The sequence below is a fragment of the Ectothiorhodospira mobilis genome, assembly GCF_900114895.1.
GTDB lineage: Bacteria > Pseudomonadota > Gammaproteobacteria > Ectothiorhodospirales > Ectothiorhodospiraceae > Ectothiorhodospira > Ectothiorhodospira mobilis_A.
In genome coordinates this window covers 229,421-255,339 of the sequence record NZ_FOUO01000001.1, presented here as the reverse complement: position 1 = coordinate 255,339, position 25,919 = coordinate 229,421, and the positions used below count along the sequence as shown (strand labels likewise).

Annotated in this window: 21 protein-coding genes; 16 read left to right on the top strand and 5 right to left on the bottom strand. The window is 68.2% G+C overall.

Annotated features, from left to right (window positions below; all coding sequences use genetic code 11):
• The first annotated feature begins 38 nt into the window (after positions 1-38).
• The 3 genes from BM214_RS01110 to BM214_RS01100 all read left to right on the top strand — a co-directional run bounded on the left by BM214_RS01110 (position 39) and on the right by BM214_RS01100 (position 2,483).
• Positions 39-734, top strand: coding sequence for a sensor histidine kinase (locus BM214_RS01110; protein ID WP_090483349.1), 696 nt, complete (start codon positions 39-41; stop codon positions 732-734).
• 9 nt (positions 735-743) lie between these two features.
• Entirely contained in the window at positions 744-1,463 is a 720-nt protein-coding gene (locus BM214_RS01105; protein ID WP_090483348.1) for a GAF domain-containing protein, read from the top strand.
• Between the two features lie 63 nt (positions 1,464-1,526).
• Positions 1,527-2,483, top strand: coding sequence for a recombination-associated protein RdgC (locus tag BM214_RS01100; RefSeq protein WP_090483347.1), 957 nt, complete (start codon positions 1,527-1,529; stop codon positions 2,481-2,483).
• A gap of 16 nt (positions 2,484-2,499) precedes the next feature.
• Here BM214_RS01100 and BM214_RS01095 read toward each other — a convergent pair whose 3' ends face one another.
• The 3 genes from BM214_RS01095 to mnmM are packed head-to-tail and all read right to left on the bottom strand — an operon-like array spanning position 2,500 to position 4,848.
• Positions 2,500-2,874, bottom strand: a complete 375-nt coding sequence (locus BM214_RS01095) for an acyl-CoA thioesterase (protein WP_090483346.1) — start codon at positions 2,872-2,874, stop codon at positions 2,500-2,502.
• Positions 2,875-2,915: 41 nt separating this feature from the next.
• Positions 2,916-4,193 (bottom strand): NRAMP family divalent metal transporter, encoded by a 1,278-nt coding sequence (locus BM214_RS01090; protein ID WP_090483345.1) that lies wholly within the window; start codon positions 4,191-4,193, stop codon positions 2,916-2,918.
• A 46-nt stretch (positions 4,194-4,239) separates the two neighbouring features.
• Entirely contained in the window at positions 4,240-4,848 is a 609-nt protein-coding gene (mnmM, locus tag BM214_RS01085) for a tRNA 5-(aminomethyl)-2-thiouridylate-methyltransferase MnmM (RefSeq protein ID WP_090483344.1), read from the bottom strand.
• Between the two features lie 592 nt (positions 4,849-5,440).
• Here mnmM and tkt point away from each other — a divergent pair.
• From tkt to fba, 5 genes are all read left to right on the top strand, one after another.
• Entirely contained in the window at positions 5,441-7,438 is a 1,998-nt protein-coding gene (gene tkt, locus BM214_RS01080) for a transketolase (protein WP_090483343.1), read from the top strand.
• Between the two features lie 75 nt (positions 7,439-7,513).
• Positions 7,514-8,512: a type I glyceraldehyde-3-phosphate dehydrogenase gene (gap, locus tag BM214_RS01075; RefSeq protein WP_090483342.1), complete on the top strand. Its 999-nt coding sequence runs from the start codon at positions 7,514-7,516 to the stop codon at positions 8,510-8,512.
• 151 nt (positions 8,513-8,663) lie between these two features.
• On the top strand, positions 8,664-9,842 hold the full coding sequence (locus BM214_RS01070) for a phosphoglycerate kinase (RefSeq protein WP_090483341.1): 1,179 nt from the start codon (positions 8,664-8,666) through the stop codon (positions 9,840-9,842).
• A 141-nt stretch (positions 9,843-9,983) separates the two neighbouring features.
• Positions 9,984-11,426 (top strand): pyruvate kinase, encoded by a 1,443-nt coding sequence (gene pyk / locus BM214_RS01065; RefSeq protein ID WP_090483340.1) that lies wholly within the window; start codon positions 9,984-9,986, stop codon positions 11,424-11,426.
• A 144-nt stretch (positions 11,427-11,570) separates the two neighbouring features.
• Complete coding sequence (gene fba / locus BM214_RS01060) at positions 11,571-12,635, top strand: class II fructose-bisphosphate aldolase (RefSeq protein WP_090483339.1); 1,065 nt, start codon at positions 11,571-11,573, stop codon at positions 12,633-12,635.
• A 132-nt stretch (positions 12,636-12,767) separates the two neighbouring features.
• On the opposite strand, the gene mtgA is transcribed toward fba, so the two are convergent.
• On the bottom strand, positions 12,768-13,499 hold the full coding sequence (gene mtgA / locus BM214_RS01055; RefSeq protein ID WP_244887793.1) for a monofunctional biosynthetic peptidoglycan transglycosylase: 732 nt from the start codon (positions 13,497-13,499) through the stop codon (positions 12,768-12,770).
• Positions 13,500-14,030: 531 nt separating this feature from the next.
• On the opposite strand from mtgA, the gene BM214_RS12910 reads away from it, so the two are divergent.
• Together BM214_RS12910 and BM214_RS01045 are read left to right on the top strand one after the other, a co-directional pair.
• Positions 14,031-16,106, top strand: coding sequence for an intermembrane phospholipid transport YdbH family protein (locus BM214_RS12910; protein ID WP_090483338.1), 2,076 nt, complete (start codon positions 14,031-14,033; stop codon positions 16,104-16,106).
• A gap of 59 nt (positions 16,107-16,165) precedes the next feature.
• Entirely contained in the window at positions 16,166-16,789 is a 624-nt protein-coding gene (locus BM214_RS01045) for a YdbL family probable chaperone protein (RefSeq protein ID WP_090483337.1), read from the top strand.
• Positions 16,790-16,829: 40 nt separating this feature from the next.
• Here BM214_RS01045 and BM214_RS01040 read toward each other — a convergent pair whose 3' ends face one another.
• Positions 16,830-17,333, bottom strand: a complete 504-nt coding sequence (locus BM214_RS01040; protein WP_090483336.1) for a peroxiredoxin — start codon at positions 17,331-17,333, stop codon at positions 16,830-16,832.
• A gap of 113 nt (positions 17,334-17,446) precedes the next feature.
• Here BM214_RS01040 and BM214_RS01035 point away from each other — a divergent pair, with 113 nt between their 5' ends.
• From BM214_RS01035 to phoU, 6 genes are all read left to right on the top strand, one after another.
• Entirely contained in the window at positions 17,447-18,790 is a 1,344-nt protein-coding gene (locus BM214_RS01035) for a YhjD/YihY/BrkB family envelope integrity protein (protein ID WP_090483335.1), read from the top strand.
• Positions 18,791-18,952: 162 nt separating this feature from the next.
• Positions 18,953-19,927, top strand: a complete 975-nt coding sequence (locus tag BM214_RS01030) for a PstS family phosphate ABC transporter substrate-binding protein (protein WP_090483334.1) — start codon at positions 18,953-18,955, stop codon at positions 19,925-19,927.
• 175 nt (positions 19,928-20,102) lie between these two features.
• Complete coding sequence (locus BM214_RS01025; protein ID WP_090483333.1) at positions 20,103-22,403, top strand: ABC transporter permease subunit; 2,301 nt, start codon at positions 20,103-20,105, stop codon at positions 22,401-22,403.
• A 48-nt stretch (positions 22,404-22,451) separates the two neighbouring features.
• Entirely contained in the window at positions 22,452-24,128 is a 1,677-nt protein-coding gene (gene pstA / locus BM214_RS01020) for a phosphate ABC transporter permease PstA (RefSeq protein ID WP_090483423.1), read from the top strand.
• 16 nt (positions 24,129-24,144) lie between these two features.
• Positions 24,145-25,002 (top strand): phosphate ABC transporter ATP-binding protein PstB, encoded by an 858-nt coding sequence (gene pstB, locus BM214_RS01015; protein ID WP_090483332.1) that lies wholly within the window; start codon positions 24,145-24,147, stop codon positions 25,000-25,002.
• Positions 25,003-25,090: 88 nt separating this feature from the next.
• The gene (gene phoU / locus BM214_RS01010; RefSeq protein WP_090483331.1) at positions 25,091-25,855 is read left to right on the top strand and encodes a phosphate signaling complex protein PhoU; all 765 of its coding nucleotides are present in this window, start codon (positions 25,091-25,093) and stop codon (positions 25,853-25,855) included.
• Positions 25,856-25,919: the final 64 nt, after the last annotated feature.

Below are 25,919 nucleotides of genomic sequence, written 5' to 3'. Positions count from 1 at the left end.
GATTGCGGGCATGTGCCCGCACCACCCAGGGGGTTGGCTTGTCGAAGCTCGACTTCAACACGGTGCTGGCCATCAGCATCCACGACATGAAGAATTCCCTCAACACCGTCCTCACCGCCCTGGACGACCTGCTGGAGGATGCGGACTCCAGCCCGGTGGATGCCCCGGAGCGCCTGGCCCACCTGCGCTATGAGGCCAGGCGGGTGAACGACAACCTCATGCAGTTGCTCACCCTGTACCGCAACGCCCATGGGCTCTACACCCCCCGTTTCTCGCCGGTGGTGATCAGTGAACTCCTGGAGGAACACTGGCTGGGCTACCGGCCCATGCTGGAGCAGAAGGGGATCTCATGCCACGTGGACTGCGATCCGGAACTGCTGTGGACCCTGGAACGGGGTCTGATCGACACCCTGCTGGACAATGTGATCAACAACACGGTGCGTTATACTCAAAGCCGGATCGCCATCACCGCCCGGGAGGAACGGGGCTGGCTGGTGATCCAGGTGGATGACGACGGCCCGGGGTTTCCGCATCACATGCTCGGCCGCCGCGCCCTGGAGGAGAGCGAGCCCCCGGATGTCTCCCAGGGGCGCACGGGGCTCGGTCTCTACTTCTGCGCCCTGGTGGCGGACCTGCATGCCGACGAGCACCATCGCGGTTACGTGGAACTGACCAATCAAGGCGATTTGGGGGGCGGCTGCTTCACCCTGCGCCTCCCGCCGGTCCCCCTCTGAGGCCTCCCCATGTCGGATCCCTCCTTCATCCACAAGCTCTCCGAACTGGCCCGCTTCGTCGAGACCACCACCTCCCTGGAGGAGGGGCTGGATACCCTGAGCCGGCTGGTGGCCCACGCCATGGACTGCCGCCACTGCTCCATCATGCTGGTCTCCACTGCGCCCCAGGAGGAGACGCCCCGGCTGCGGGTGGAGGCCCATTGTGGCGGCCTGCCGCCGGAGGCCCGGGCACAGAGCCTGCCCCTGGGGGACGGCATCGCCGGGCGGGTGGCCGGTTCCGGTGAGCCGTTGCTGATCCGGGATCTGCACCGCTCCCCCTATGCCCCCCTGGCCCGGCGCGGCGAGTCCGGTACCGTGGACGTGATCTCCGTGCCCATCCTCCTGGAGGATCAGGTGGTGGGGGTCATCAACGTGGACGGGCCCGAGGGTCGGCAGCGCCTGGATGCCTCGGACCTGCGCATGGCCATGATCCTGGCCCTGGTGGTGTCCAAGTCCATCCATATCCACCGCCTGCAGGGACTCTTGAAGACCCATTTTATCCAGTTGACCCTGGCCCGGGAGGCGCAGCGCACCGGCCAGCTCACCCAGGACCCGGAGCGGGTGGCCCGGCTCATGGCCCACACCCTCTACGACGAGATGCTGCGGGCCGGCTTCGCCCGGGACCATGTCCTGCAGGTGGCCACGGAACTCCTGGGGCAGGTGCACGACGGGCTCTCCGGTTCCTCCTGAGAGGGCCCACAGGGCGGGGTGCGGGCGCTATAATCCACCCCTTTTCCGTCCCCAAGGTGGCCCATGCTTCGCAACGCACGCCTCTTTCGCCTGCAGGAATCCCTCGCCCTCTCCCCCCAGGAACTGGAGGAGCGGCTCGCGGCCCGCCGCTTCCGGCCCTGCGGTCCCCTGGAGACCGCCACCCTGGGCTGGAGCGAACCCATGGGCGAGGACAGCCGGGCCCTGGTGCACGCCTCCGGCGGCTGCCTGCTGCTCTGCGCCCGTCGCCAGGAGCGCCTGCTGCCCGCCGCGGTGGTGAACGAGCTGCTGCAGGAGCGGGTGGCGGAGATCGAGGCCGCCGAGGGGCGCAGCGTGGGACGTTCGGAGCGCCGCCGCCTCAAGGAGACGCTCACCGCCGAACTCCTGCCCCAGGCCTTCACCCGCTCCCGCCGCATCCTGGCCTATGTGGACACCGTGGCCGGCTGGCTGGTGGTGGATGCCGCCAGCGAGCGCCTGGCGGATGACGTGGTGACGCTGCTGCGGGAGACCCTGGGCAGCCTCCCCGTGGCCCTGCCCAACCCCGATAATCCGACCGTCTCCCTCCTCACCCGCTGGGTGTCCCGGGGGCACGGGGAGGCGGGCTTTGCCCTCGGGGATGCCTGCGAGTTGCGGGATCCCAAGGACCGGCAGTCCGTGGTGCGCTGCCGCGGCCAGGACCTGGCCGGGGAGGAGATCGCCAAGCACCTGGAGATGGGCAAGCAGGTGGTGCAGTTGGCCCTGGACTGGAGCGAACGCCTGACCTTCACCCTCGGCGAGGACCTCTCCCTGCGGCGCCTGCGCCTGGCCGACGAACTCATCGAGGAGGGGGGCGTGGCCGAGGCGGAGGATGCCCGGGCGCGCATGGATGCGGAATTCACCCTCATGAGCGGGGAACTGCGGGAGGTGATCCAGGCCCTGGACGGGGTCTTCGGCCTCTCCGGGGGCGGCGCGGACGCGCGGCCGGAGGTTGTGGAATCCGCCGCCGCGGACGTGCCCTGGTAGCGGCCGTCCCGCCGCCTCAGGCGCCGCCGCTGCGGGCCGGGGGCAGGGGGATCTTCTGGCCCGCGTCGTCCAGGCGCACGAAGGTGACGCAGGTGGAGAAGATGGCCTCCTCGCCCCCGCTATCCAGGTCGTCGCAGAAGGCGCTGACGGCGTATTGCACCGAGGTGCGGCCGCGTTCGTGCTCACGGGCGTTGAAGCGCAGCACATCCCCCTGGTGCACGCCGCGATGGAATTCCACGGAATTCATGGCCACGGTGACGAAGCGGCAGCCAGGGTAGTCGCGGCTGGCGGCGATCCAGGCGATCTCGTCCACCCATTTGAGCAGAAAGCCGCCGAACAGATAACCGTAGTGGTTCAGGTGTTCGGGGCGCACCAGCTTGAAGGTGTCCATGCAACGCTCCTTGATTCGGGTTCCGTCATTGTACCGCGGCCTCAGCCCAGGAGCCGCCAGGCCAGCCAGATCAGGGAGAAGACGGTGAGGAAGGCCAGCCCCGCCCAGGCCAGGGCCAGGGTGAGGCCCCCGGGGCGGTCCGCCGGGGACATGTGCGCGTGGGTGACCACCCGCAGGGTGAGCCAGGCCAGGACGGGGGCCGAAAGGAAGGAGAGCGTGGTGGCCAGGTCGATGAAGGCGGTGAAGCGTTCGCCGGCGAAGCGGATCAGGGCCAGGGCCCCGGCGAGGATCCCCGCTAGCACCAGGGCGTAGGCCAGGCGCCCGTGGCGGTGGTTGACGTTGCCCGTCTCCCCGCCGCGGGCGGTGCGCCACAGGGCCAGCACCACCCGGGGATAGGCATCGGTCACCGCCAGGGTGGTGCTGAACATGGTGGTGAGGGCCGCCACGGCGATGATGGGCCGGCTCCATTCCCCCAGGGTACCGGCGTAGAGATCCACCAGCTGCCCGGCAAAGCCCACCGCCGAGTCGGCGAAGACGCGGCCGTCGGCGTAGAGGGTCAGGGCCCCCAGGAGCAGGAAGGCCGCCGCCATCAGCGTGGCGGCCCAGAAACCGATGCGAAAGTCCGTCAGGGCCTGACCCAGGCTGGGCCGGGTGCCGGTCTCCCGGGCCCGCTCCAGGGTCCACAGGGAGTGCCACACGGCCACATCCAGCGGAATGGGCATCCACCCCAGCAGGGCCAGGAGGAAGGCGAAGCCGGCCCCTGTCCACAGCCGCGGTGCCTCCTCCACGCCGGTGATGCCCTGCCATTGGGGCATCCCCCAGACCGCCACGGCCACGGCGGCGACGGTGCAGGCGGTGAGGACGGCCATGATCAGCTTCATGCCCAGGTCCACGCCGCGGTAATCCCCCATCGCCAGCAGCACGAGGCAGGCCGCCAGGATCCAGACGGAGAGGGTGAAGGTGGAGACCTCCAGACCCACCAGGGTGCCCAAGAGGCCCGCGGTGACCACCGTCACCACCGCCTGGATGATGAACATGGTACCCAGGGTCACCAGGGCGAACAGGCCCAGGGCCCAGCGCCCCAGGCGGCGGTAGCCGCTGAGCAGGTGCTCCCCGGTGGCGGCGGCATAGCGCGGACCGAACTCCAGGAAGGGATACTTGAGGATGCAGGCCAGCAGGATCGCGGGCAGCAGCAGCAGGCCGTACTCCGCGCCGGCGCGGGTGGATTGCACCAGGTGGGAGACACCGATGGCGGCCCCGGCCATGAGCAGGCCGGGGCCGATGGCATGACGCAGGCTGCCGCTACGCAGGTCCTTCATGGGTTCTCCGGGGGATGGGGATGGAACATCGCGCCGCAAACTTACCTCAGGGCGCCTCCTGCATGCACCCCCCAGGGGCATCGCCCCGCTCCAGCAGCAGGAGCACCGGGGCGTTGGCGGACGGGCTCTCCCGGTGCAGGCAGCGCACCGCCGGTCCCCGCCGGCTGAGCCATGCCTGTAGCGCCTCGTATTCCGCTTCGCCCCCGCCATGGCCGCGGTAGGCCAGGACACTCACCAGCCCCCGGGGATGGAGCCATGCCAGGGCCATCTCCAGGGCGGCGAGGGTGGTTTCGGGTTGGGTGATGCGGCCGTGATCGCCGCCGGGCAGATAGCCCAGGTTGAACAGGACCGCCGCCAGTCGCCCGTGGGCGGCGGGGGGCAGGTGGGCCGCCAGGTGCTCGTGGCCTGCGTGGATGAGCTGTACCCGCTGCGTCAGCCCCGCCGCCTGCAGGCGGCGGGCGGTGGCCTCCAGGGCCGGGGTCTGCACATCGAAGGCCCAGACCTGTCCCGTCGCCCCCACCGCTTCGGCCAGGAAGCGGGTGTCGTGACCGTTGCCGGCGGTGGCGTCCACCGCCAGGGCCCCGGGGGAGATCCGCGCCGCCACCGCCGCGTGGGCCCGGGCGGTGAGGGGCCTGCGGCTTCCCCGGGGGTTCATGGCCGCATCCCCGGGGATGGGCGCACCGGTTCCCCGGGGCCGAAAGGGCCGCCGGCGGCGATGGATCGGGACAGCGGGCGTGGCAGATCCGGCATCGGCAGGGGGCTGGGTCGAGGGGCGTGTGCGCCCGGATCTTACCCAATGGCCCCAGGGCCGGCCACCGCAGATTTCACCATGTACCGCGACCGGTGGTGTCTTGGGTCCGGATCGCAGCGGGGTTTTTCCTGTTGGGTTTTATCATTTCGAGAATTAAAGAAACCAAGGCATTTAACTTTTAGTATCGGGTGTTTTTATATCGCGGCGCAGCAAAAGGCCGTGTACTTCCCCCGGACTTGCCCCGAGCCATCCTCTCAGCCAAAATGCAGCGCTCCAACGCTGTGATTGTCTGCCCGTACCATCGCGTTGTAGCGCCCTTCGGGCCCGGTTTTCAGGGCGCTCCGCGGATCCCGCAAGGCATGTTCACGGCCCGAATCCCGGGCGGTCGCGCAGGAAATGAAAAGGCCGGTTCTGATATCAGGCAGCCCTTTTCGGAGTGTTCCCGCGTCCGCCCTTCCGGTTTCCATCCATATCGACCCTTATCAGGAGATCTCTCATGCCGTCTCGTAAAGAGCTTGCCAACGCGGTACGCGTACTCTCTATGGACGCAGTGCAGAAGGCCAACTCCGGTCACCCCGGGGCGCCCATGGGCATGGCCGACATCGCCGAGGTGCTGTGGAACGACTATCTCAAGCACAACCCGGCCAATCCCCACTGGCCCGATCGCGACCGCTTCGTCCTGTCCAATGGTCACGGCTCCATGCTGGTGTATTCCCTGTTGCACCTGACCGGCTATGAGCTGCCCATGGAGGAGCTCAAGCAGTTCCGCCAGCTCCACTCCAAGACCCCCGGCCATCCGGAATACGGCTACACCCCCGGGGTGGAGACCACCACCGGCCCCTTGGGCCAGGGCCTCGCCAACGCCGTGGGCATGGCCATCGCCGAGAAGGCCCTGGCGGGCCAGTTCAATCGTCCCGGGCATGACATCGTGGACCACCACACCTACGTCTTCCTGGGGGACGGCTGCCTCATGGAAGGCATCTCCCACGAGGCCTGCTCCCTGGCGGGCACCCTGGGGCTGGGCAAGCTCATCGGCTTTTATGACGACAACGGCATCTCCATCGACGGCGAGGTGGAGGGCTGGTTCACCGACGACACCCCCGCCCGTTTCGAGGCCTACGGCTGGCACGTGGTGCGGGACGTGGACGGCCACGACGCCGAGGCGGTGAAGCAGGCGGTGGAGGCGGCCCGGGCCGTCACGGACCGGCCCAGCCTCATCTGCTGCCGCACCATCATCGGCTGCGGCGCCCCCAACAAGCAGGGCAAGGAAGAATGCCACGGCGCGCCCCTGGGGGAGGATGAGATCCGGCTGGTGCGGGAGAAGCTGGGCTGGAGCCACGAGCCCTTCGTCATCCCCGACGAGATCTATGCCGGCTGGGACGCGCGGGACAAGGGGCGGCAGGCGGAGGCCGACTGGCAGGCCCGCTTCGAGGCCTACCGCGCCGCGCATCCGGAGCTGGCTGCCGAGTTCACCCGCCGCATGGCCGGCGACCTGCCCGCCGACTGGGAGGAGAAGGCCGGCGCCTTCATCCGCCAGGTGGCGGAGAAGGCCGAGAAGGTGGCCAGCCGCAAGGCCTCGCAGCAGGCCATCGGCGCCTATGCCCCCGCGCTGCCGGAGATCCTGGGGGGCTCCGCCGACCTGGCCGGCTCCAACCTCACCCTCTGGCCCGGGGCCAAGGGCCTGAGCCGGGAGGTCTCCGACGGCAACTACATCTACTACGGCGTGCGCGAGTTCGCCATGGCGGCCCTGATGAACGGCATCGCCCTGCACGGCGGCTTCATCCCCTACGGCGGCACCTTCCTCATCTTCAGCGACTACGCCCGCAACGGCCTGCGCATGTCGGCCCTGATGAAGCAGCGTGTGGTCTATGTGCTCACCCACGACTCCATCGGTCTGGGCGAGGACGGCCCCACCCACCAGCCGGTGGAGCAGGTGCCCAGCCTGCGCCTCATCCCCAACATGTCCCTGTGGCGCCCCTGCGACGCCGCCGAGACGGCGGTGGCCTGGAAGCAGGCCATCGAGCGCCGCGACGGCCCCACCGCCCTGATCCTCTCCCGCCAGGGGCTGCCCCACCAGCAGCGGGATGAGGTGCAGATGGCCAACGTGGCCCGGGGCGGGTACATCCTGCGGGATTGCGACGGCACGCCGGAGGCCATCCTCATCGCCACCGGTTCCGAGGTGGCCCTGGCCATGGAGGCCGCCGAGGCCCTGGCGGGCAAGGGCCGCCGGGTGCGCGTGGTGTCCATGCCCAGCGTGGACGTCTTCGAGGCCCAGGACGCCGACTACCGCGACGCCGTGCTGCCGCCTTCGGTGCGTGCCCGGGTGGCGGTGGAGACCGGCGCCACCGCCGGCTGGTACAAGTACGTGGGGCTGGAGGGCCGTGTCGTGGGCATGGACCGCTTCGGCGAGTCCGCCCCTGGCGGCGCCCTCATGGAGTACTTCGGGTTCACCGTGGACCACGTGACCCGGGCCGTGGAAGAGGTGCTGGGCTGATCCCCGGGCGGGTTCCGCGCAAGGTTTTCAAGATCTGTTTTTCAGGCAAACGATGAAGTTGGAGATACAAGCGTCATGACGATCAAAGTCGGTATCAACGGTTTCGGGCGCATCGGCCGCATGGCCTTCCGCGCCATCGCCCGCGAGTTCCCGGAACTGGAAGTGGTGGCCATCAACGACCTGCTGGAGCCGGAGTATCTGGCCTACATGCTGCGCCACGACTCGGTGCACGGCCGTTTCGACGGCGAGGTCGCCGTGGAAGGCCAGTACATGGTGGTCAACGGCAAGCGCATCCGCCTCACCGCCGAGCGGGACCCCGCCGACCTGAAGTGGGGCGACGTGGGCGTGGACGTGGTCATCGAGTCCACCGGCTTCTTCCTCACCACCGAGACCTGCCAGAAGCACATCGACGCCGGGGCCCGCAAGGTGGTGCAGAGCGCCCCCTCCAAGGACGCCACCCCCATGTTCGTCTACGGCGTGAACCACGCGGAGTACGCCGGCCAGGCCATCCTCTCCGGGGCCTCCTGCACCACCAACGCCCTGGCCCCGGTGGCCAAGGTGCTCAACGATCAGTTCGGCATCAAGCGCGGCCTGATGAGCACGGTGCACGCCGCCACCGCCACCCAGAAGACGGTGGACGGTCCCTCGCAGAAGGACTGGCGCGGCGGCCGCGGCATCCTGGAGAACATCATCCCGTCCTCCACCGGCGCCGCCAAGGCCGTGGGCAAGGTGCTGCCCGCCCTCAACGGCAAGCTCACCGGCATGGCCTTCCGCGTGCCCACCTCCGATGTCTCCGTGGTGGACCTGACGGCCGAACTGGAGAAGGAGGCGGACTACGAGACCATCTGCCAGGCCATGAAGGCCGCCGCCGAGGGCGAGCTCACCGACGTACTGGCCTACACCGAGGACAAGGTGGTCTCCACCGACTTCCGGGGCTTCTCCGCCCCCTCCATCTTCGATGCCGGTGCCGGCATCCAGCTGGATCCCACCTTCGTCAAGGTGGTGGCCTGGTACGACAACGAGTACGGCTACACCTGCAACCTGCTGCGCCTGGTGCGCCACGTGGGGCAGTAAGCCGGGTCCCGCCCCCCTCCCGCCCGCGGGAGGGGGACGTCCCTTTCCCGCGCGCAAAGGGCAGTGGGAGAGAGTCCTTCGCCGGGCCCCGGGGTCCGGCCAAGGGTTTTCCTAAAAAAGCATCGCCAAAACCATCAGAGGAGTCGTATCCATGTCCGTCATCAAGATGACCGACCTGAATCTCCGGGGGCAGCGCGTCCTCATCCGCGAGGACCTGAACGTCCCCGTCAAGGACGGCCGGGTCACTTCGGACGCCCGCATCCGCGCCAGCCTGCCCACCATCGAGCACGCCGTGAAGGCGGGGGCCCGGGTGATGCTCATGTCCCACCTGGGCCGTCCGCAGGAGGGGGTCTTCTCCGAGGCCGATTCCCTGGCGCCGGTGGCCGAGCACCTCTCCGGTCTGCTGGGACAGGAGGTGCGCCTGGTGCGGGACTACCTGGACGGCGTGGACGTGGCCGAGGGCGAGGTGGTGCTGCTGGAGAACGTGCGCTTCAACCAGGGCGAGAAGAAGGACGACGAGGCCCTGGCCCGCCGTTACGCCGCCCTGTGCGATGTCTATGTCATGGATGCCTTCGGTACCGCCCACCGGGCCCAGGCCTCCACCCACGGGGTCGGCCGATTCGCCCCCACCGCCTGCGCCGGTCCGTTGCTGGCCGCCGAGCTGGAGGCCCTGGGCAAGGCCCTGCACAACCCCCGCCGCCCGCTGGTGGCCATCGTCGGCGGTTCCAAGGTCTCCACCAAGCTCACCGTGCTGGAGTCCCTGTCCAGCAAGGTGGACCAGCTCATCGTCGGCGGCGGCATCGCCAACACCTTCATCGCCGCCCAGGGGCTCGACGTGGGCAAGTCCCTCTACGAGGCGGACCTGGTACCGGAGGCGAAGCGCCTGATGGAGGCCGCCCGGGCCAAGGGGGGCGAGATCCCGGTGCCCACCGACGTCACCGTGGGCAAGGAATTCTCCGAGTCCACCCCGGCCGCCACCCGCGGCGTGGACCAGGTGGCCGCGGACGACATGATCTTCGACGTGGGCCCCGAGACCGCCGCCACCTACGCGGACCTGATGAAGAAGGCCGGCACCATCGTCTGGAACGGCCCTGTGGGCGTGTTCGAGTTCGACCCGTTCTCCGCCGGCACCCGCGCCCTGGGGGAGGCCATCGCCGAGAGCGACGCCTTCTCCATCGCCGGCGGCGGGGACACCCTGGCGGCCATCGACAAGTACGGCCTGTCGGAGCGCATCTCCTACATCTCCACCGGCGGCGGTGCCTTCCTGGAATTCCTGGAGGGCAAGACCCTGCCGGCCGTGGCCATGCTGGAGGAACGGGCCCGGGGCTGAGGCGCGCGGCCGTATCGGGGCGCCCTGCGTACCCGGTACGGCCTTCGCTGTCATGCACGCGTCTTTTGCGGCGGGCATGCTGCGTCCACCGGGCGGGCAATGCCCGCTCCCCCGTGACCCCATGAAAGGACAAGGTCCGAGATGCGAAGAACCAAGATCGTAGCCACACTGGGACCCGCCACCGATGACCCGAAGACCATGCAGCGCATGGTGCAGGCCGGGGTGGACGTGGTGCGGATCAACTTCTCCCACGGCGAGGTGGACGCCCATCGCCGGCGCGTGGCCCTGCTGCGGGAGATCGCCCGCGAGACGGGCCGCCTGGTGGCGGTGCTGGGGGACCTGCAGGGCCCCAAGATCCGCATCGCCCGTTTCGCCGAGGGCGCCGTGGAACTGGAGGAAGGGGACGCCTTCACCCTGGATGCCGAACTGGGGACCCATGAGGGTGACCGGACCCGGGTGGGGCTGACCTACAAGGACCTGCCCGGGGACCTGCACCCCGGCGACACCCTGCTCCTGGACGACGGCCGCCTGGTGCTGGAGGTGGAACGGGTGGATGGCCCCCGGGTGCACACCCGGGTGGTGGTGGGCGGCACCCTCTCCGACAGCAAGGGCATCAACCGCCAGGGGGGCGGCCTGTCGGCCCCGGCCCTGACGGACAAGGACCTGCAGGATATCCGCCTGGCGGCGGAGCTGGAGGTGGACTATCTGGCCGTGTCCTTCCCCCGCTGCGCCGAGGACATCCACACGGCGCGCCGGCACCTGCGGGACGCCGGCGGCCACGGGGCCATCTGTGCCAAGATCGAGCGGGCCGAGGCGGTGGAGGCCAGCGACGCCATCCTGGAGGCCACGGACGCCATCATGATCGCCCGCGGGGACCTGGGGGTGGAGATCGGCGATGCCGAGCTCCCCGGGGTGCAGAAGCGCCTCATCCAGGAGGCCCGCAGCCGCAACCGGGTGGTGATCACCGCCACCCAGATGATGGAGTCCATGATCACCAGCCCCATCCCCACCCGGGCCGAGGTCTTCGACGTGGCCAACGCCGTGCTGGACGGCACCGATGCCGTCATGCTCTCCGGCGAGACCGCCACCGGCCGCTACCCGCACAAGGCGGTGGCGGCCATGGGGCGCATCTGCGAGGCCGCCGAACGCCAGCGCAGCGCCCGCGTCTCCACCCACCGCATGGACAGCTACTTCCAGCGGGTGGACGAGGCCATCGCCATGGCCACCATGTACACCGCCAACCACCTGGACGTGCGCGCCATCGCCGCCATGACCGAGTCCGGGTCCACGGTGCAGTGGATGTCCCGCATCAGCTCGGGCATCCCCATCTTCGGCATGACGCGCCACGAGCGCACCTGCCGCAAGATGGCCCTGTACCGCGGCGTCTACCCCATCCTGTTCGAGCCGGAGAACACCAGCCACGCCGCCAACAACCGCCAGGCGGTGGCCGTGCTGGAGCGGGCCGGCATCGTCACCGAGGGGGACCTGGTGATCATCACCAAGGGGGACCTCACCGGGGTGATGGGGGGCACCAACGCCATGAAGATCGTGCAGGTGGGGGCCCTGCACGACTGCCCCGGATGATGTGCAGGGTGTTCCCGGACCCCGCCGGGGGGTTGTGACCCAGGGATACACCATGGACGATAGTCGGGTGATCCAGGGATCGCCCGGACAACAACAGCGGATTTTTCGGATTCGTCTTCAAACGACCAAGAGGAGGACCTTTACATGGCCCTGATTTCCCTTCGACAACTGCTGGATCACGCGGCCGAGCACGGCTACGGGATGCCGGCCTTCAACGCCAACAACCTGGAACAGGTGCAGGCCATCATGCAGGCGGCGGACGAGGTGGACGCCCCGGTGATCATCCAGGCCTCCGCCGGTGCCCGCAAGTACGCCGGCGAGCCCTTCCTGCGCCACCTGATCATCGCCGCCGTGGAGCAGTATCCCCACATCCCCGTGGTGCTGCACCAGGACCACGGCTCCGAGCCGGCGGTGTGCCAGGCCTCCATCCAGTCTGGTTTCACCTCGGTGATGATGGACGGCTCCCTCATGGCCGACATGAAGACCCCGGCCACCTATGAGTACAACGTGGACGTGACCCGCCGCGTGGCCGAGATGGCCCACTGGGTGGGGGTCTCCGTGGAGGGCGAACTGGGCTGCCTGGGCTCCCTGGAATCCGGCATGGCCGGCGAGGAGGACGGCTCCGGGGCCGAGGGCAAGCTCTCCCATGAACAACTGCTCACCGACCCGGACGAGGCCGCGCAGTTCGTCAAGGAGACCGGGGTGGACGCCCTGGCCATCGCCATCGGTACCAGCCACGGGGCCTACAAGTTCACCCGTCCGCCGACGGGGGACATCCTGGCCATCGAGCGCATCAAGGAGATCCACGCCCGCATCCCCGACACCCACCTGGTGATGCACGGCTCCTCCTCGGTGCCCCAGGAATGGCTCAAGATCATCAACGAGTACGGCGGCGACATGGGCGAGACCTACGGTGTGCCGGTGGAAGAGATCCAGGAGGGCATCAAGCACGGCGTGCGCAAGGTGAACATCGACACCGACCTGCGCATGGCCTCCACGGGCGCGGTGCGCAAGTTCCTGGCGGAAAACAAGAAGGAATTCGACCCGCGCAAGTTCCTCAAGGCATCCACCGCCGCCATGAAGGACCTCTGCAAGGCCCGCTACGAGGCCTTCGGCTGCGCCGGCATGGCCTCCAAGATCCGTCCCGTGAACCTGGATACCATGGTGCAGCGCTACAAGTCCGGCGAACTGGATCCCAAGGTCAAGTGAGCCCCTGCCGGGGCGAGATGTCCCATCCCCCTGGGCCGGCACCCCGTGCCCGCCCAGGGTCCCTTTCAGACCCCGCCGTGTGCGGGGTCTTTTTTTGGGTTCATCCCATCGTTACGGAAAAGGCGGGGCTCATCAGCGGGATGGGGGCAATGGCCCCGGGGGCGTGGAAACGGGCAGGGGTTCCGGGGTCGCCGCCGGGGCCTGCTGCGGCGGGCCGATGCCTTCGAGATAGCCGGCCTTGTGCAGCTGGCGCACCTGATCCCGGATCCAGTCCACTCGCTGCATCACCCGGGGCGAGGGGGCGGCGGCCCTCATGTGCCCCGGACCGGGTAGTACCGCCGCCAGCCGCGCCGCCTCCTCCAGGGTGAGCGCCGCCGCCGGCTTATGGAAATAGGCTTGGCTGGCGGCCTCGATGCCGTAGATGTTGGGGCCGAACTGGGCGATATTGAGATAGATCTCCAGGATGCGCTGCTTGGGCCAGAGCAGTTCCATAAAGACCGTGAGATAGGCCTCCAGGGCCTTGCGCCCCAGGGTGCTCTCGGGCCAGAGGAAGAGGTTCTTGGCCGTCTGCTGGCTCAGGGTGCTGGCCCCCCGCAGGGGGGCCCCGCGAAACCAGTCCGTCAGGGCGGCGGTGATGGCCCCGAAGTCGAAGCCGTGATGGCGCAGGAAGCGCTGGTCCTCGGCCGCGATGACGGCGAAGGCCGCCTGGGGGGACATGGCCTCCCAGGGGACCCAGCGGTGTTGCACCGGGACCTTGTAGGTCGAGCCGGGGATGGATTGTTCGTGGCGCAGGATGAAGGCGGAGGTGGGTGGATCGACCCAGCGCAGGCTGCCGATCCCCAGGGCGGTGAGCAGGACGAGCACCCCCGCGGCACCCGCCAGGATGCGACCAAGGGTACGAAGGATCCGGGATGGACGGTGGTGGCGTTTCACGCGGCGGACCTGGCGCTGATGATCACCCGCATGCGGCGCGGGCCCGCCCTATGATGGGCCATTTACACCCGGAAATTGAAGCCGGATAGGCATTTTGCGCCATAACCCCGCAGCGCTCATGGAGAGAGGGCGGGGATCCCCGGGCCTGTGGAAAACTCTGTGGAGAAGATGTCGGAAAACCTCGCCATCCCCCGCCATGATGCCCCCGGCGGAGCATCACACACTTCTTTCGTGCATTTTAAATCTTTGTTTATGAAGGAGATAAAAGATCACCCGTCGGCGTTTTCCGGGGTGGCGGGGGCAATCCGCGGGTGGGGCGCCGCCGGGATGGGGGTGTGCACAACCCCCCGCGCCGACCGGGCCGTGTATCCCCCTGGCGCGGAGATCCGGTGTCCCTCGCCCCCCGCCGGCGGCCCCAGGGGACCCCGGAGCGGACTGCGGGTTTGGGGAAGATCCGGGGCCATGGCGTGGCTGGTGCTGATCCTGGCCTTTGCCCTTGCCCCGGCCCCGGCCTCGGGGATGCGGCTAAGCCTGGAGATCGGTCAACTGGACGGGCCCGGCTGGGTCTTGTCGGGGATCCGGGCGGAGATGGATACGACGACGGCGCCGCGCCTGGGGCTGCGGGTTTCCCATCTGCGCCTGCCCCCGCCTGTACCGCCCCTGGAGGATCTGCGCCTGGATTGCCCGGGGGGACGGCTGGGGGCGGACGGGCTCGCCTGTCCAGAGCTGCGCATGGTGCTGCCGGGGTTGGGGGCGGTGACCGGGCGGTTGCAGTTGTCCCGGGCGTCGGGGGTGGACCTGGAACTGGATCCCTTCCCCCTGGCGGGGGGGCGGGTCGGTCTGCGGCTGCAGGGGGGGCCCGGAGGCTGGCGGGCCAGGCTCCGGGCACGGGAAGTGGAGGCCGAGGCCCTGGCGGCCCTGACGCAGCAGTGGGAACTCCTGCCGCGGCAGTGGACCCTCTCGGGGCGGGTGGATCTGGAGGGGGAGATCCGGGGCCAGGGGGGGAACGCCGGGGATCTGCGGGGCCGTCTCACCTGGCGCCGCGGGGCCTTCAGCGATCCCAGCGGGCGTCTCGCCGGGGAGGGCCTGGAACTGGTGCTGGAGGGGGTCGCCCGCTCCGTTGCGGGGGGCTGGAAAGGCGATCTTGAAGCGGACGCCCGTGGGGGCGGGGTGTATGCGGACCCGGTGTTCCTGGATCTGGATGCCCGCCCGGTGGATCTGCGCCTGCGGGCCAGGGGGCAGGGGGAACGGCTGCAGGTATCGGGACTGCACCTGCACTGGGGACAAGACCTGATCCTGCGGGGAGAGGGCCGGTGGTCCGGGGAGGTCTTCCCCAGTGGACTCCAGGGCCGTTTGGACGTGGAGCGGGCCCGCTTCCCCGCGGTCTACGATGCCCTGCTGCAGCCCTTTCTCCGGGGCACCGTCCTGGGGGATCTGGAGACCGCGGGTGAAGTCTCCGCCCGCCTGGACTGGCGCGGCGGGCGGCCCGTGCGCGCGGCGGTGACCGCCGACGGGCTGTTTGCCGACGATCGCCTTGGCCGCCTCGGCCTGTACGACGCCGATGCCCGCCTGCTCTGGGATGCCCGGGGCGGGGCGCCGATGAGCCACCTGGGGTTCATGGGCGGGCATCTCTACCGCCTGCCCATGGGGATGACCCGCATGGCCCTGCAACTGCAGCCAGACGGACTGCACCTGCCCGGGGAGGTGCGCATCCCGTTGCTGGACGGGGCCCTGCGTGTGCATACCCTGGCGTTGCGGGGATTGGGCACGGGGGATCCGCAACTGGCCCTGGATGCCAGCCTCATGCCGGTGTCCATGGGGCAGCTGGCGGCGCATCTGGGCATGCCCCCCTTCCAGGGCATCCTCTCGGGCAGCATCCCCGGGGTACGCTACCGGGACGGCGTCTTGTCCGTGGGGGGGCGTCTGGTGGTGCGGGCCTTCGATGGCCTGGCGGTGGTGCGGGATCTCAGCCTGCGGGAACCCTTTGGCCGGGCCCCCGTGCTCACCGGCGAGCTGGCCCTGGAGGGGATGGACCTGGCGGCCCTCACCGACGCCTTCGAGTTCGGCCGCATCCGCGGCCGTTTGCACGGCTACGCCCGGGACCTGGAGCTGGTGAACTGGTCCCCGGTGCATTTCGACGCCGCCCTCTATACCCCCCTGGAGGGGGATTTCCCCCGGCGCATCAGCCAGCAGGCCCTGGACAACCTGGTGGACCTGGGGGGCGGGGTCGGGGGCGCCCTGGGAGGCGGATTCCTGGGCCTGTTCGACACCTTCGGCTACCGCCAGCTGGGCCTGGCCTGCCGCCTGGAGGGGGCCGTATGCCGCATGCGCGGGGTGGCCCCGGGTCCGGAGGGCAGGGGCTACTACATCGTCCAGGGGGCGGGGCTGCCCCGGGTGGACGTCATCGGCCACACCCGGGAGGTGGCCTGGCGGGAACTGCTGGCGCGCCTGGCCGCCGCCCTGGAGCGGGGGGCCGTGCGGGGAGAGGCGCCGGGGCCGCCCCAGGGTCCTGCCGCATCCTCCGGGACAAATCCTTGATGCCCGGGCCGCCCTGGCCGACACTAAGGGGCCACCCCACCGCCTGCCAGGAGGCCCTGATGCATCTCCCCGTCCTACGCCTGTTCCCCGCGGCCCTGTTGACCGCTGCGCTGTTGTCCGCCTGCGTCACCGTAAACATCTACTTCCCGGCGGCCGCGGCGGAGGATGCCGCCCGCACCATCGTGCGCGACGTGCTGGGGGCGGAGGGGGACGGGGAACGCACGCAGGAGGGCCCGGATGCGGAACCGGGGCCGGAGGCCTTGCGCGATGCCGCCGGGCGGCTGCTGGTGTCGGCTTTGGATGTGCTGGTGCCCCCGGCCCATGCCCAGAGTCCGAATATCGATATCCGCACCCCCGCCATCAACGCCCTGCGGGCCTCCCTGCGGGCGCGCAATGACCAGATGCGTCCCCACTTTCGCTCCGGGGCCATCGGCCTGACCCGGGACGGCAACGTGGCCGTGCGCGATCTGAAGCAGGTGCCCTTGCGGGAACGCAGCCAGGTGCAGCAGCTGGTGGCGGAGGAGAATGCCGACCGCAACGCCCTCTACCGGGAGATCGCGCGGGCCAACGGCCACCCGGAATGGGAGGACGAGATCCGCGAGACCTTCGCCCGGGTGTGGGTGGAGGAGGCCCCGGCGGGGTATTGGTACCAGGACCGCCAGGGGCGCTGGCAGCGCAAGTGAGCCCCCGGGCCTGGGCGGGCGGGAAACACAGGATGTGGCTTCAGACCGTCTCCGAGGGGGACTCCAGGGCCCGCAGCACGGCATCCGCGGCGCTGCGGCTCACCTGCCCGGCCTCGTCCACCCCCATCCAGGTGACGCGGCCGTTGTCCACGATCATGGCGTAGCGCTGGGAGCGGATACCCATGCCGCTGGCGCGGGCGTCCATGTCCAGGCCCACGGCGCGGGTGAATTCGGCGTTGCCGTCGGCCACCATGCGGATCCGGTCCCCCACCTGGTGGATCTCGCCCCAGGCGTTCATGACGAAGATGTCGTTCACCGCCAGGCAGAGGATGCGTTCGATCCCCGCCGCCTTCAGGCGGTCGTGGCGGGCGATGAAGCCTGGCAGGTGGATACCCGAGCAGGCCGGGGTGAAGGCCCCGGGGACGGCGAACAGGGCCACCCGGTAGCCGGAGAACAGCTCCAGGGTGTGCACGGGCTGGTCCCCCGCTGGCGTCATGATGCGCAGGGGGATGTCCGGGAGGGGGTCACCGATGGCGATGGGCATGCGTCTCTCCTTGTTCGGCGTGCATGGCATAGTCTAATGCATTGGATCATGGATCATGGATCAAGGCCATGGCCCCGATCCATGCGGGACGCAGTGCAGCGAGGGGAGGGGATATGACGCTCAAGGGACGTTCCCAGGCGTTGCTGCAGCTGTTGGAGGAGGGGGATGCCCGCCGTCTGCCCCGCCTGCAGGGGCGCCTGCTCATGCTGGCCCGTGCCGGGGTGCTCATCGGCCGGGAGGTGGCGGGTGGCCCCCTCAACCTCCACGCCATGAGCCTGGTCTACACCAGCCTGCTGTCCATGGTGCCGCTGCTGGCCCTGGCCTTCTCCGTGCTCAAGGCCTTCGGTGCCCACAATGCCGTGGAGCCCTTCCTGCTCACCCTGCTGGAGCCCCTGGGGGATCAGGGGGCACAGATCGTGGCCAACGTGGTGCAGTTCGTGGAGAACATGCGGGTGGGGGTGCTGGGCTTTGCCGGCCTGGTATTTTTGTTCTTCACCGTGGTGGGGATGATCCAGAAGGTGGAGGCCGCCTTCAATTACATCTGGCAGGTGAGCACGCCCCGCCGTCTGGTGCAGAAGTTCTCCAACTACCTGAGCGTGATCCTGGTGGGGCCGGTGCTGGTGTTCTCCGCCCTGGGCATCACCGCCTCGGTGATGGCCACGGACATCGTCCAGCGGCTGATGGCCTATGGCTGGATCGGGGGATCGGTGGAACTGCTCTCCCGACTCGTGCCCTACCTGCTCATCGCCCTGGCCTTCACCTTCATCTACATCCTGGTACCCAACACCCGGGTACGGCCCCTGCCCGCCCTGGGGGGCGGGGTGGCCGCCGCCGTGCTCTGGCAGACCACGGGCTGGGGCTTCGCGGCCCTGATGGCGGGTTCCACCCGCTACGACGCCATCTATTCCGGTTTCGCCATCATGATCATGCTCCTGTTCTGGTTGTACCTGAACTGGCTCATCCTGCTGGTGGGGTCGCAGGTGGCCCATTTCCTTCAGGATCCCCAGCGCCTGCGGGCGCCCCGGCCTGCGGCGGCGGATCTGGCCACGGGGGTGCGCGAGCGCCTGGCCCTGGCGGTGATGGTCTGTGTGGCGCTCCGTTTCACTGAAGGTGCCCATCCGCCCCGGGAGGATGACCTGGTCCGGGCCCTGGGGCAGCCCCCGGAGGCGATCCACGCGGTCCTGGGGCCGCTGGGCGAGGGCGGACTGGTGGTGCCCGCCGGCACCGCCGCTGGCGGCTATCTGCCGGCCCGGGATCCGAGCCGGATCCCGCTCCTGGAGGTCCTGGAGTCGGTACGTCGGGGAGGGGCGCCGGGGGTGGAGGCGGAAGGACCCCTGGGGGCGGTCTACCGGGAGATGGACGGCGCCTTGCAGGGGGTCTTGGCGGGGCGCAGCCTGCGTGCCCTGGTGGAGGCCCAGGCGTCCGCCGGGGTTTCCCCCAGGACGGGAGAGAAGTGATGTACGGATGCCGGGCGGCCTCTGTCATGGAAATGTCATTTGGGGTTCACAAACACGACACCCTGCGTTCGCATACTCTCCCCGGTCGGAAATCGCGGCCCGCGATGCATGGCATCGTTGGCCCATCATCCTTGCCACCCATCCTTGGAAATGAGGAAGATGATGAAACACCTCAAGAAAGCCCTTGCTGCCGGCGTCTCCGCCGCGCTGCTGGCCTCCGGCCCCGCCCTGGCGGAGGACGTGGATCCCAATCTGCCCGAGTACGAGCGTGTTTCCGGTGTGTCCGGCAACATGTCCTCCGTGGGTTCCGACACCCTGAACAACCTCATGACCCTGTGGGCCGAGGAGTTCAACCGCTACTACCCCAACGTCAACATCCAGATCCAGGGTGCCGGTTCCAGTACCGCCCCGCCGGCTCTGGCCCAGGGTACCGCCAACTTCGGCCCCATGAGCCGTCACATGAAGTCCTCCGAGGTGCAGGCCTTCGAGGAGGCCTACGGCTATCCCCCGACGCCCGTCACCGTGGCCGTGGACCTGCTGGCGGTCTACGTGAACAAGGACAATCCCATCAAGGGAATGACCATCCCGCAGGTGGATGCCGTGTTCTCCTCCACCCGCCGCTGCGGTCACCCGGAAGACGTGACCCGCTGGGGTCAGCTGGGTCTGACGGGTGCCTGGGCCGATCGGGACATCGCCCTCTACGGCCGTAACTCCGTCTCCGGTACCTATGGCTATTTCCGTGAACACGCCCTGTGCGGCGGGGACTACAAGTCCACGGTGAACGAGCAGCCCGGTTCCGCCTCGGTGGTGCAGGGGGTGACCGAATCCGTCAACGGCATCGGCTATTCCGGTATCGGGTACCGCACCTCCGGTGTGCGCGCCATCGCCCTGGGCAAGAGCGAGGATGCCCTCTACGAGCCCACCGCCGAGAACGCCGCCAACGGCAATTACCCCCTGGCCCGCCCGCTGCTGATCTACACCAATAAGCATCCCAACCGGGAGCTGCCCCCCCTGGAGCGGGAGTTCCTGAAGCTGGTGCTGTCCAAGCAGGGTCAGAAGACCGTGGTCAAGGACGGCTATGTACCCCTGCCGGAATCCGTTGCCGCGCAGCAGCGTGAGAAGGTGGACATCGACTGATCCACCGCCTCGGGTTCGAGCCGCAGCCGATCGCCCCGCCCTGGTGGGGCGATCGTCTTTAATGCGGCAGCTTTAACCGAATTGTCATGTTGCTGGGTTACCGTGTGCGCCGTCCGCCCCTGGGCGGATCGTGTTCCCGTCATCTAGCACGCAAGCATCCAGGACGGCTCTCCCCATGAATGAATCGGTCGCCGCATCCCCCGAACGTGGTGTCCCCGGTGCCCAGCAGGGCCTCCTGCCCAGCGGCAGACACCGTGCCCGGCTGCGCCGCTGGCGCGCATTCAAGGATTCCGCGGCCCGCTATGGCATCGGTACCGCCGGTGTGGGGGTGGTCATCGCCCTGGGTCTGATCTTCGTCTACCTCTTCTCCGAGGTCCTGCCCCTGCTCACCCCGGCGGACGTGAAGCCGCTGCAGCGCTATGAACTCCCCGTGGAGTCCGGGGCGCAGCCGGTCTATCTCTCCATGGAACGCTACGAGGAGCTTGGGGTCGTCTTCTCCGACCAGGGGGAGGTGAGTTTCTTTGAGACCGGCAGCGGCAAGGTGCGCGAACGCATCCCGCTGCCCATCCCCGAAGGAGTGGAGGTCACCGCCTTCAGCCACGCCGAGACCGGCCAGAACCTGGCGGTCTACGGGCTTTCCGATGGCCGCATTCTGGTGGGGCGCCATACCTATGGGCTCACCTATCCGGACGACCGGCGTTATATCGATCCGGGGATCGAATATCCCCTGGGGAAGGCCCCCCTGGAGCTGGACCCCCAGGGCCGGTCCCTGAAGGCGGTGGCGATCCAGGAGGGGAACAACGGCTTCGCCGTGGCGGCCATCACCGCCGATCAGCGGCTGGTGTTCTCCCTCATCACCACCTCCACCAACCTCTTTACCGGCGAGACCACCACCGAACGGGATACCTACACCCTGTCGGCACCGCCGGATCGCATGCGGGACGTGCTGGTGACAGAGGACCATCGGGCAGTATATGTCATCGGAGACTCCGGCAGTCTGCATTACTATGACGTCACCCACCCGCAGCAGTCGCTTCTGAGGGAATCCCGCCAGGTGGTGCCCGAAGGGGAGGAGATCACTGCCACCGCCTTCCTGGTGGGGACCCGTTCCCTGATCACCGGCGGGTCCGACGGCTCCCTGGATCAGTGGTTCCTTGCCCGCGGCGAGGACAACGTGCGCCGCTTGGTGCATGCCCGCTCCTTCGAGGACCACGAAGCCGCCATCACCACCATCGCCCCGGAAAAGTCCCGCAAGGGATTCTATGCGGGGGATGCCTCCGGCTCCCTGGGGATCCACTACGCCACCTCCGATCGCACGCTGTTCCTGGAGCCGGTGGCCGATGCCCCCATCAAGGCCATCGGTGTCTCTCCGGTATACGAGGCCCTGCTGGTGGCCACCGAGGACGGGGCAGTGCGTTTCATGGGCCTGCGCAACCCCCATCCGGAGTATTCCCTCAAGGCCCTCTGGGGCCAGGTGCTCTACGAGGGCTACGAGGAACCCGTGTACAAGTGGCAGTCCTCCTCCGCCTCTAACGAGTTCGAGCCCAAGTTCAGCCTGGTGCCCCTCACCCTGGGGACCCTGAAGGCGGCCTTCTTCGCCATGCTGTTCGCCATGCCCCTGGGGCTCATGGGGGCCATCTACACGGCCTACTTCATGCATTCCAGCGTGCGGGGTTTCGTCAAACCCACGGTGGAGATCATGGAGGCCATGCCCACGGTGATCCTGGGCTTCCTCGCCGGGCTCTGGCTGGCCCCCTTCGTGGAGAACCACCTGCCCGCGGTGTTCAGCATCCTGCTGCTCATGCCCCTGGCCATGATCCTGACGGGGCTGGGCTGGTCCCGCCTGCCCGACGCCATCCGACGGCGCGTGCCCGCGGGGCTGGAGATGCTCGTGCTGGTGCCCGTGGTGATCCTGCTGGGCTGGGTCTGCGTCGCCCTGAGCCCCGTGGTGGAACTGCTCTTCTTCGGCGGCAACATGCGCCAGTGGTTCACCGATATCGGCATCAACTATGACCAGCGCAACGCCCTGGTGGTGGGTATGGCCATGGGGTTCGCGGTGATCCCCACCATCTTCTCCATCGCCGAGGATGCCGTCTTCAACGTGCCCAGACATCTGACCCAGGGTTCCCTGGCCCTGGGGGCCACCGCCTGGCAGACGGTGGTGGGGGTGGTGCTGCCCACCGCCAGCCCCGGTATGTTCGCGGCGGTGATGATGGGCTTTGGTCGTGCCGTGGGGGAGACCATGATCGTGCTCATGGCCACCGGAAACACACCGGTGATGGACTTCAGCCTCTTTTCGGGCATGCGCACCCTCTCGGCCAACGTGGCGGTGGAGATGCCGGAGACGGCGGTGGGCAGCACCCACTACCGCATCCTGTTCCTCTCCGCCCTGGTGCTGCTGGTGATCACCTTCATCGTCAATACGGCCTCGGAGATCATCCGCCAGCGCCTGAGACAGCGCTACAGCAACCTCTGAGGGATCTGTCCCCCAATACGCCGGTCTGCCGGGAAGCTGAAGATGACGATCAGAAAATGGTTCAAGAGCGGTGCCCCCTGGATCTGGCTCAACGCCGGGGCCATCGCCGTCAGTGTGATCATGGTGGTGGGGCTGCTCACCCTCATCCTGGTGCGGGGCTTCGGCCACTTCTGGCCCGCCCCCATCCTGGAAACCCAGGTCACCACCCCTGAAGGCGGGAGCGTGCGGGTGGTGGGAGAACTGGTACGATCTGAGACCATCCCTGCTCGGGTCATGCGTCAGTCCGGGATGAGTGTGCCCGCTGATCTGGAGGTGGCTACCCGCCACCTCATCAAACAGGGCAACCGGGATGTCACCGGACGGGATTTCATGTGGTACCCCGAATGGGCCATGTCGCAATGGCGTTATCCCGATGCCGCCATGTGGATCGAACGGCGGGAATGGGGTGATTTCTACGGTTTCCCTCTGCGCCTGTTGGAGGATGGACGGGTCATTGCCGAGGGAAAAACCCAGGTATGGGAAGCCTTGCAACCCCGGATCGAGCGCGCCAACCACATCCATGAACAGATCGAGTCCATCCAGCGCGGGGAGATCGGGCGCGTCAATTACCTCATGGAACGGGTGCGTCTGGATCAGCGCCGTGCGCAGATGGCCTTCGAGCAGGGGGAGATCGACGCCGCGGAACGGGACCGCCGCCTGGCGGAACTGGAGGAGCGGAAACAGGAGTTGAGCGCGCGGTACCAAGAGCTGCGTCAGCAGTTGCAGGAACTCTACGACCAGGTGGATCGGGACGTGTTGGTGGCCCGGGTCGCCGACGGCCGGGAATGGCAGGTGCCGCTGGCGCAGATCGTGCGTGCCGCCCAGCCCAACGCCATGGGCGTGTTCCAGAAGCTGGGGCTGTACGGAGAGCGGCTCTGGAACTTCTTCACCGGCTATCCCCGGGAGGCCAACACCGAGGGGGGCATCTTCCCCGCCATCTTCGGTACGGTGGCCATGGTCTTTGTCATGTCTATCATCGTCACCCCCTTTGGTGTGCTGGCGGCCATCTACCTGCGGGAATACGCCCGCCAGGGTACGCTGCTGCGTATGATCCGCATCTCGGTGTACAACCTGGCCGGGGTGCCGTCCATCGTCTTCGGCGTCTTCGGGCTGGGGTTCTTTGTCTACTTTGTGGGCGGAGCCATCGATGAGGCCTTCTTCCCCGCCGCCCTGCCGTCCCCCACCTTCGGCACACCGGGGCTGCTCTGGGCCTCCCTGACCCTGGCCCTGCTCACCCTGCCGGTGGTGATCGTGGCCACGGAGGAGGGGCTGGCCCGCATCCCCAGCACCGTGCGCCACGGCAGCCTGGCCCTGGGGGCCACCAAGTCCGAGACCCTGTGGCGGGTGGTGGTCCCCCTGGCCACCCCCGCCATGATGACGGGGCTGATCCTGGCCATCGCCCGGGCCGCCGGTGAGGTGGCCCCGCTGATGCTGGTGGGGGTGGTGAAGCTGGCGCCCACCCTGCCGGTGGACGGCAACTTCCCCTATGTACATCTTGAACGCAAGATCATGCACCTGGGCTTCCATATCTACGACGTGGGCTTCCAGAGCCCCAACGTCGAGGCCGCACAGCCCCTGGTTTACGCCACCGCCATGACCCTTGTGGTGCTGATCGTCGTCCTGAACCTGACGGCCATCAACATCCGCAACCGCCTGCGCGAGAAGTACCGTGGCGAGTCGGATTGAGAAGAGATCGACGACAATGGACGAGACCCCGACCATGACTGAACAAAATTCCGCGACCCAGGGCCTGGCGGCCGGTCTCTTCGAGAACAGCGGCGCCAAGCGGTTGAACCTGGAAGATGAGACCATCACCCTGGAGGTGGATCACCTGAACCTCTTCTACGGGGAGGAGCAGGCCCTCAAGGACATCTCCCTGAAGATTCCCAAGCACCGGGTGACTGCCTTCATTGGCCCCAGCGGTTGCGGCAAGTCCACGCTGCTGCGCTGCTTCAACCGCATGAACGACCTGGTGGACTCCTGCCGCATCGAGGGCAGCATCCGCCTGGATGGCAAGGATATCTACGAGCGCAAGGTGGATGTGGCGGAGCTGCGCCGGCGGGTGGGGATGGTGTTTCAGAAGCCCAACCCCTTCCCCAAGTCCATCTACGAAAACGTGGCCTACGGACTGCGACTGCAGGGGGTACGTGAGCGCAAGGTACTGGACGAGGTGGTGGAGCGCTCGCTGAAGGCGGCGGCCCTGTGGGATGAGGTGAAGGACCGCCTGAACCAGAACGCCTTCGGGCTCTCCGGCGGTCAGCAGCAGCGTCTGGTGATCGCCCGGGCCATCGCCATCGAGCCGGAGGTGATCCTGCTGGATGAACCCGCCTCGGCCCTGGACCCCATCTCCACGGCCAAGATCGAGGAACTGATCTACGAGCTCAAGGACCGTTACACGATCCTGATCGTGACCCACAACATGCAGCAGGCCGCCCGTGTCTCGGACTACACGGCCTACATGTACCTGGGGGAGCTCATCGAGTTCGGAGACACCATGAGCCTGTTCACCAACCCCGCGCAGAAGGCCACTGAGGACTATATTACGGGCCGCTACGGCTGAGGCGCCGTAGCACGGGACAGGCACGGACCCTCGGGGCGGGGCGGCCCGTCGCCGCAGGGCGATACGAAAACAGATTGAGGCGGACGTGATGGACGAGAACAAGCTGGGCGGGCACTACCTGCAGAAGTACAACGAGGAACTGGAGACCCTGCGCAACCGGGTGTTGAGCATGGGGGGACTGGTGGAGACACAGGTGGCCAATGCCGTCACGGCCCTGGCCACGGCGGACCTGGCCCTGGCGGACGATGTGATCCAGAACGACGTGCGCGTCAACAGCCTGGAGGTGGCCATCGACGAGCACTGCTCGGAGATCCTGGCGCGGCACCAGCCTGCTGCCAGCGACCTGCGCTTTATCATCTCCATCATCAAGACCATCACCGACCTGGAGCGCATCGGCGATCAGGCGGAGAAGGTGGCGCGTATGGCCGTGCACCTGGCGGAGAAGGACCGGCCGCGCAACCAGTATGCCGATGTGCGCGCCCTGGGGGAGAAGGTGACCCGGCTGGTGCACGACGCCCTGGACGCCTTCGCCCGCATGGACGTGGAAACGGCGGTGAATACGGTGCGCGAGGACGTGAGCGTGGACCGGGACTACGAGACGGTGATGCGCCAGCACATCACCTTCATGATGGAGGATCCGCGCACCATCTCCCGCGCCCTGGACGTCATCTGGGCCATCCGCGCCCTGGAGCGCATCGGTGACCATGCCCGCAACATGTGCGAGTACGTCATCTACCTGGTGCGGGGCAAGGACGTGCGCCACATCACCCTGGACGAACTGGAACGGGCCGTCCAGGAGGGGCGGGAGATGGCAGGCGGGAAGAAGCGCGCCCCCGGTCAGGGGGAGGGCTGAACCTTCACCCGTGACGGATCTTGTGGCCTCGGAGGGGCCTTGATCCGGCCCACCAGGTCCTGCC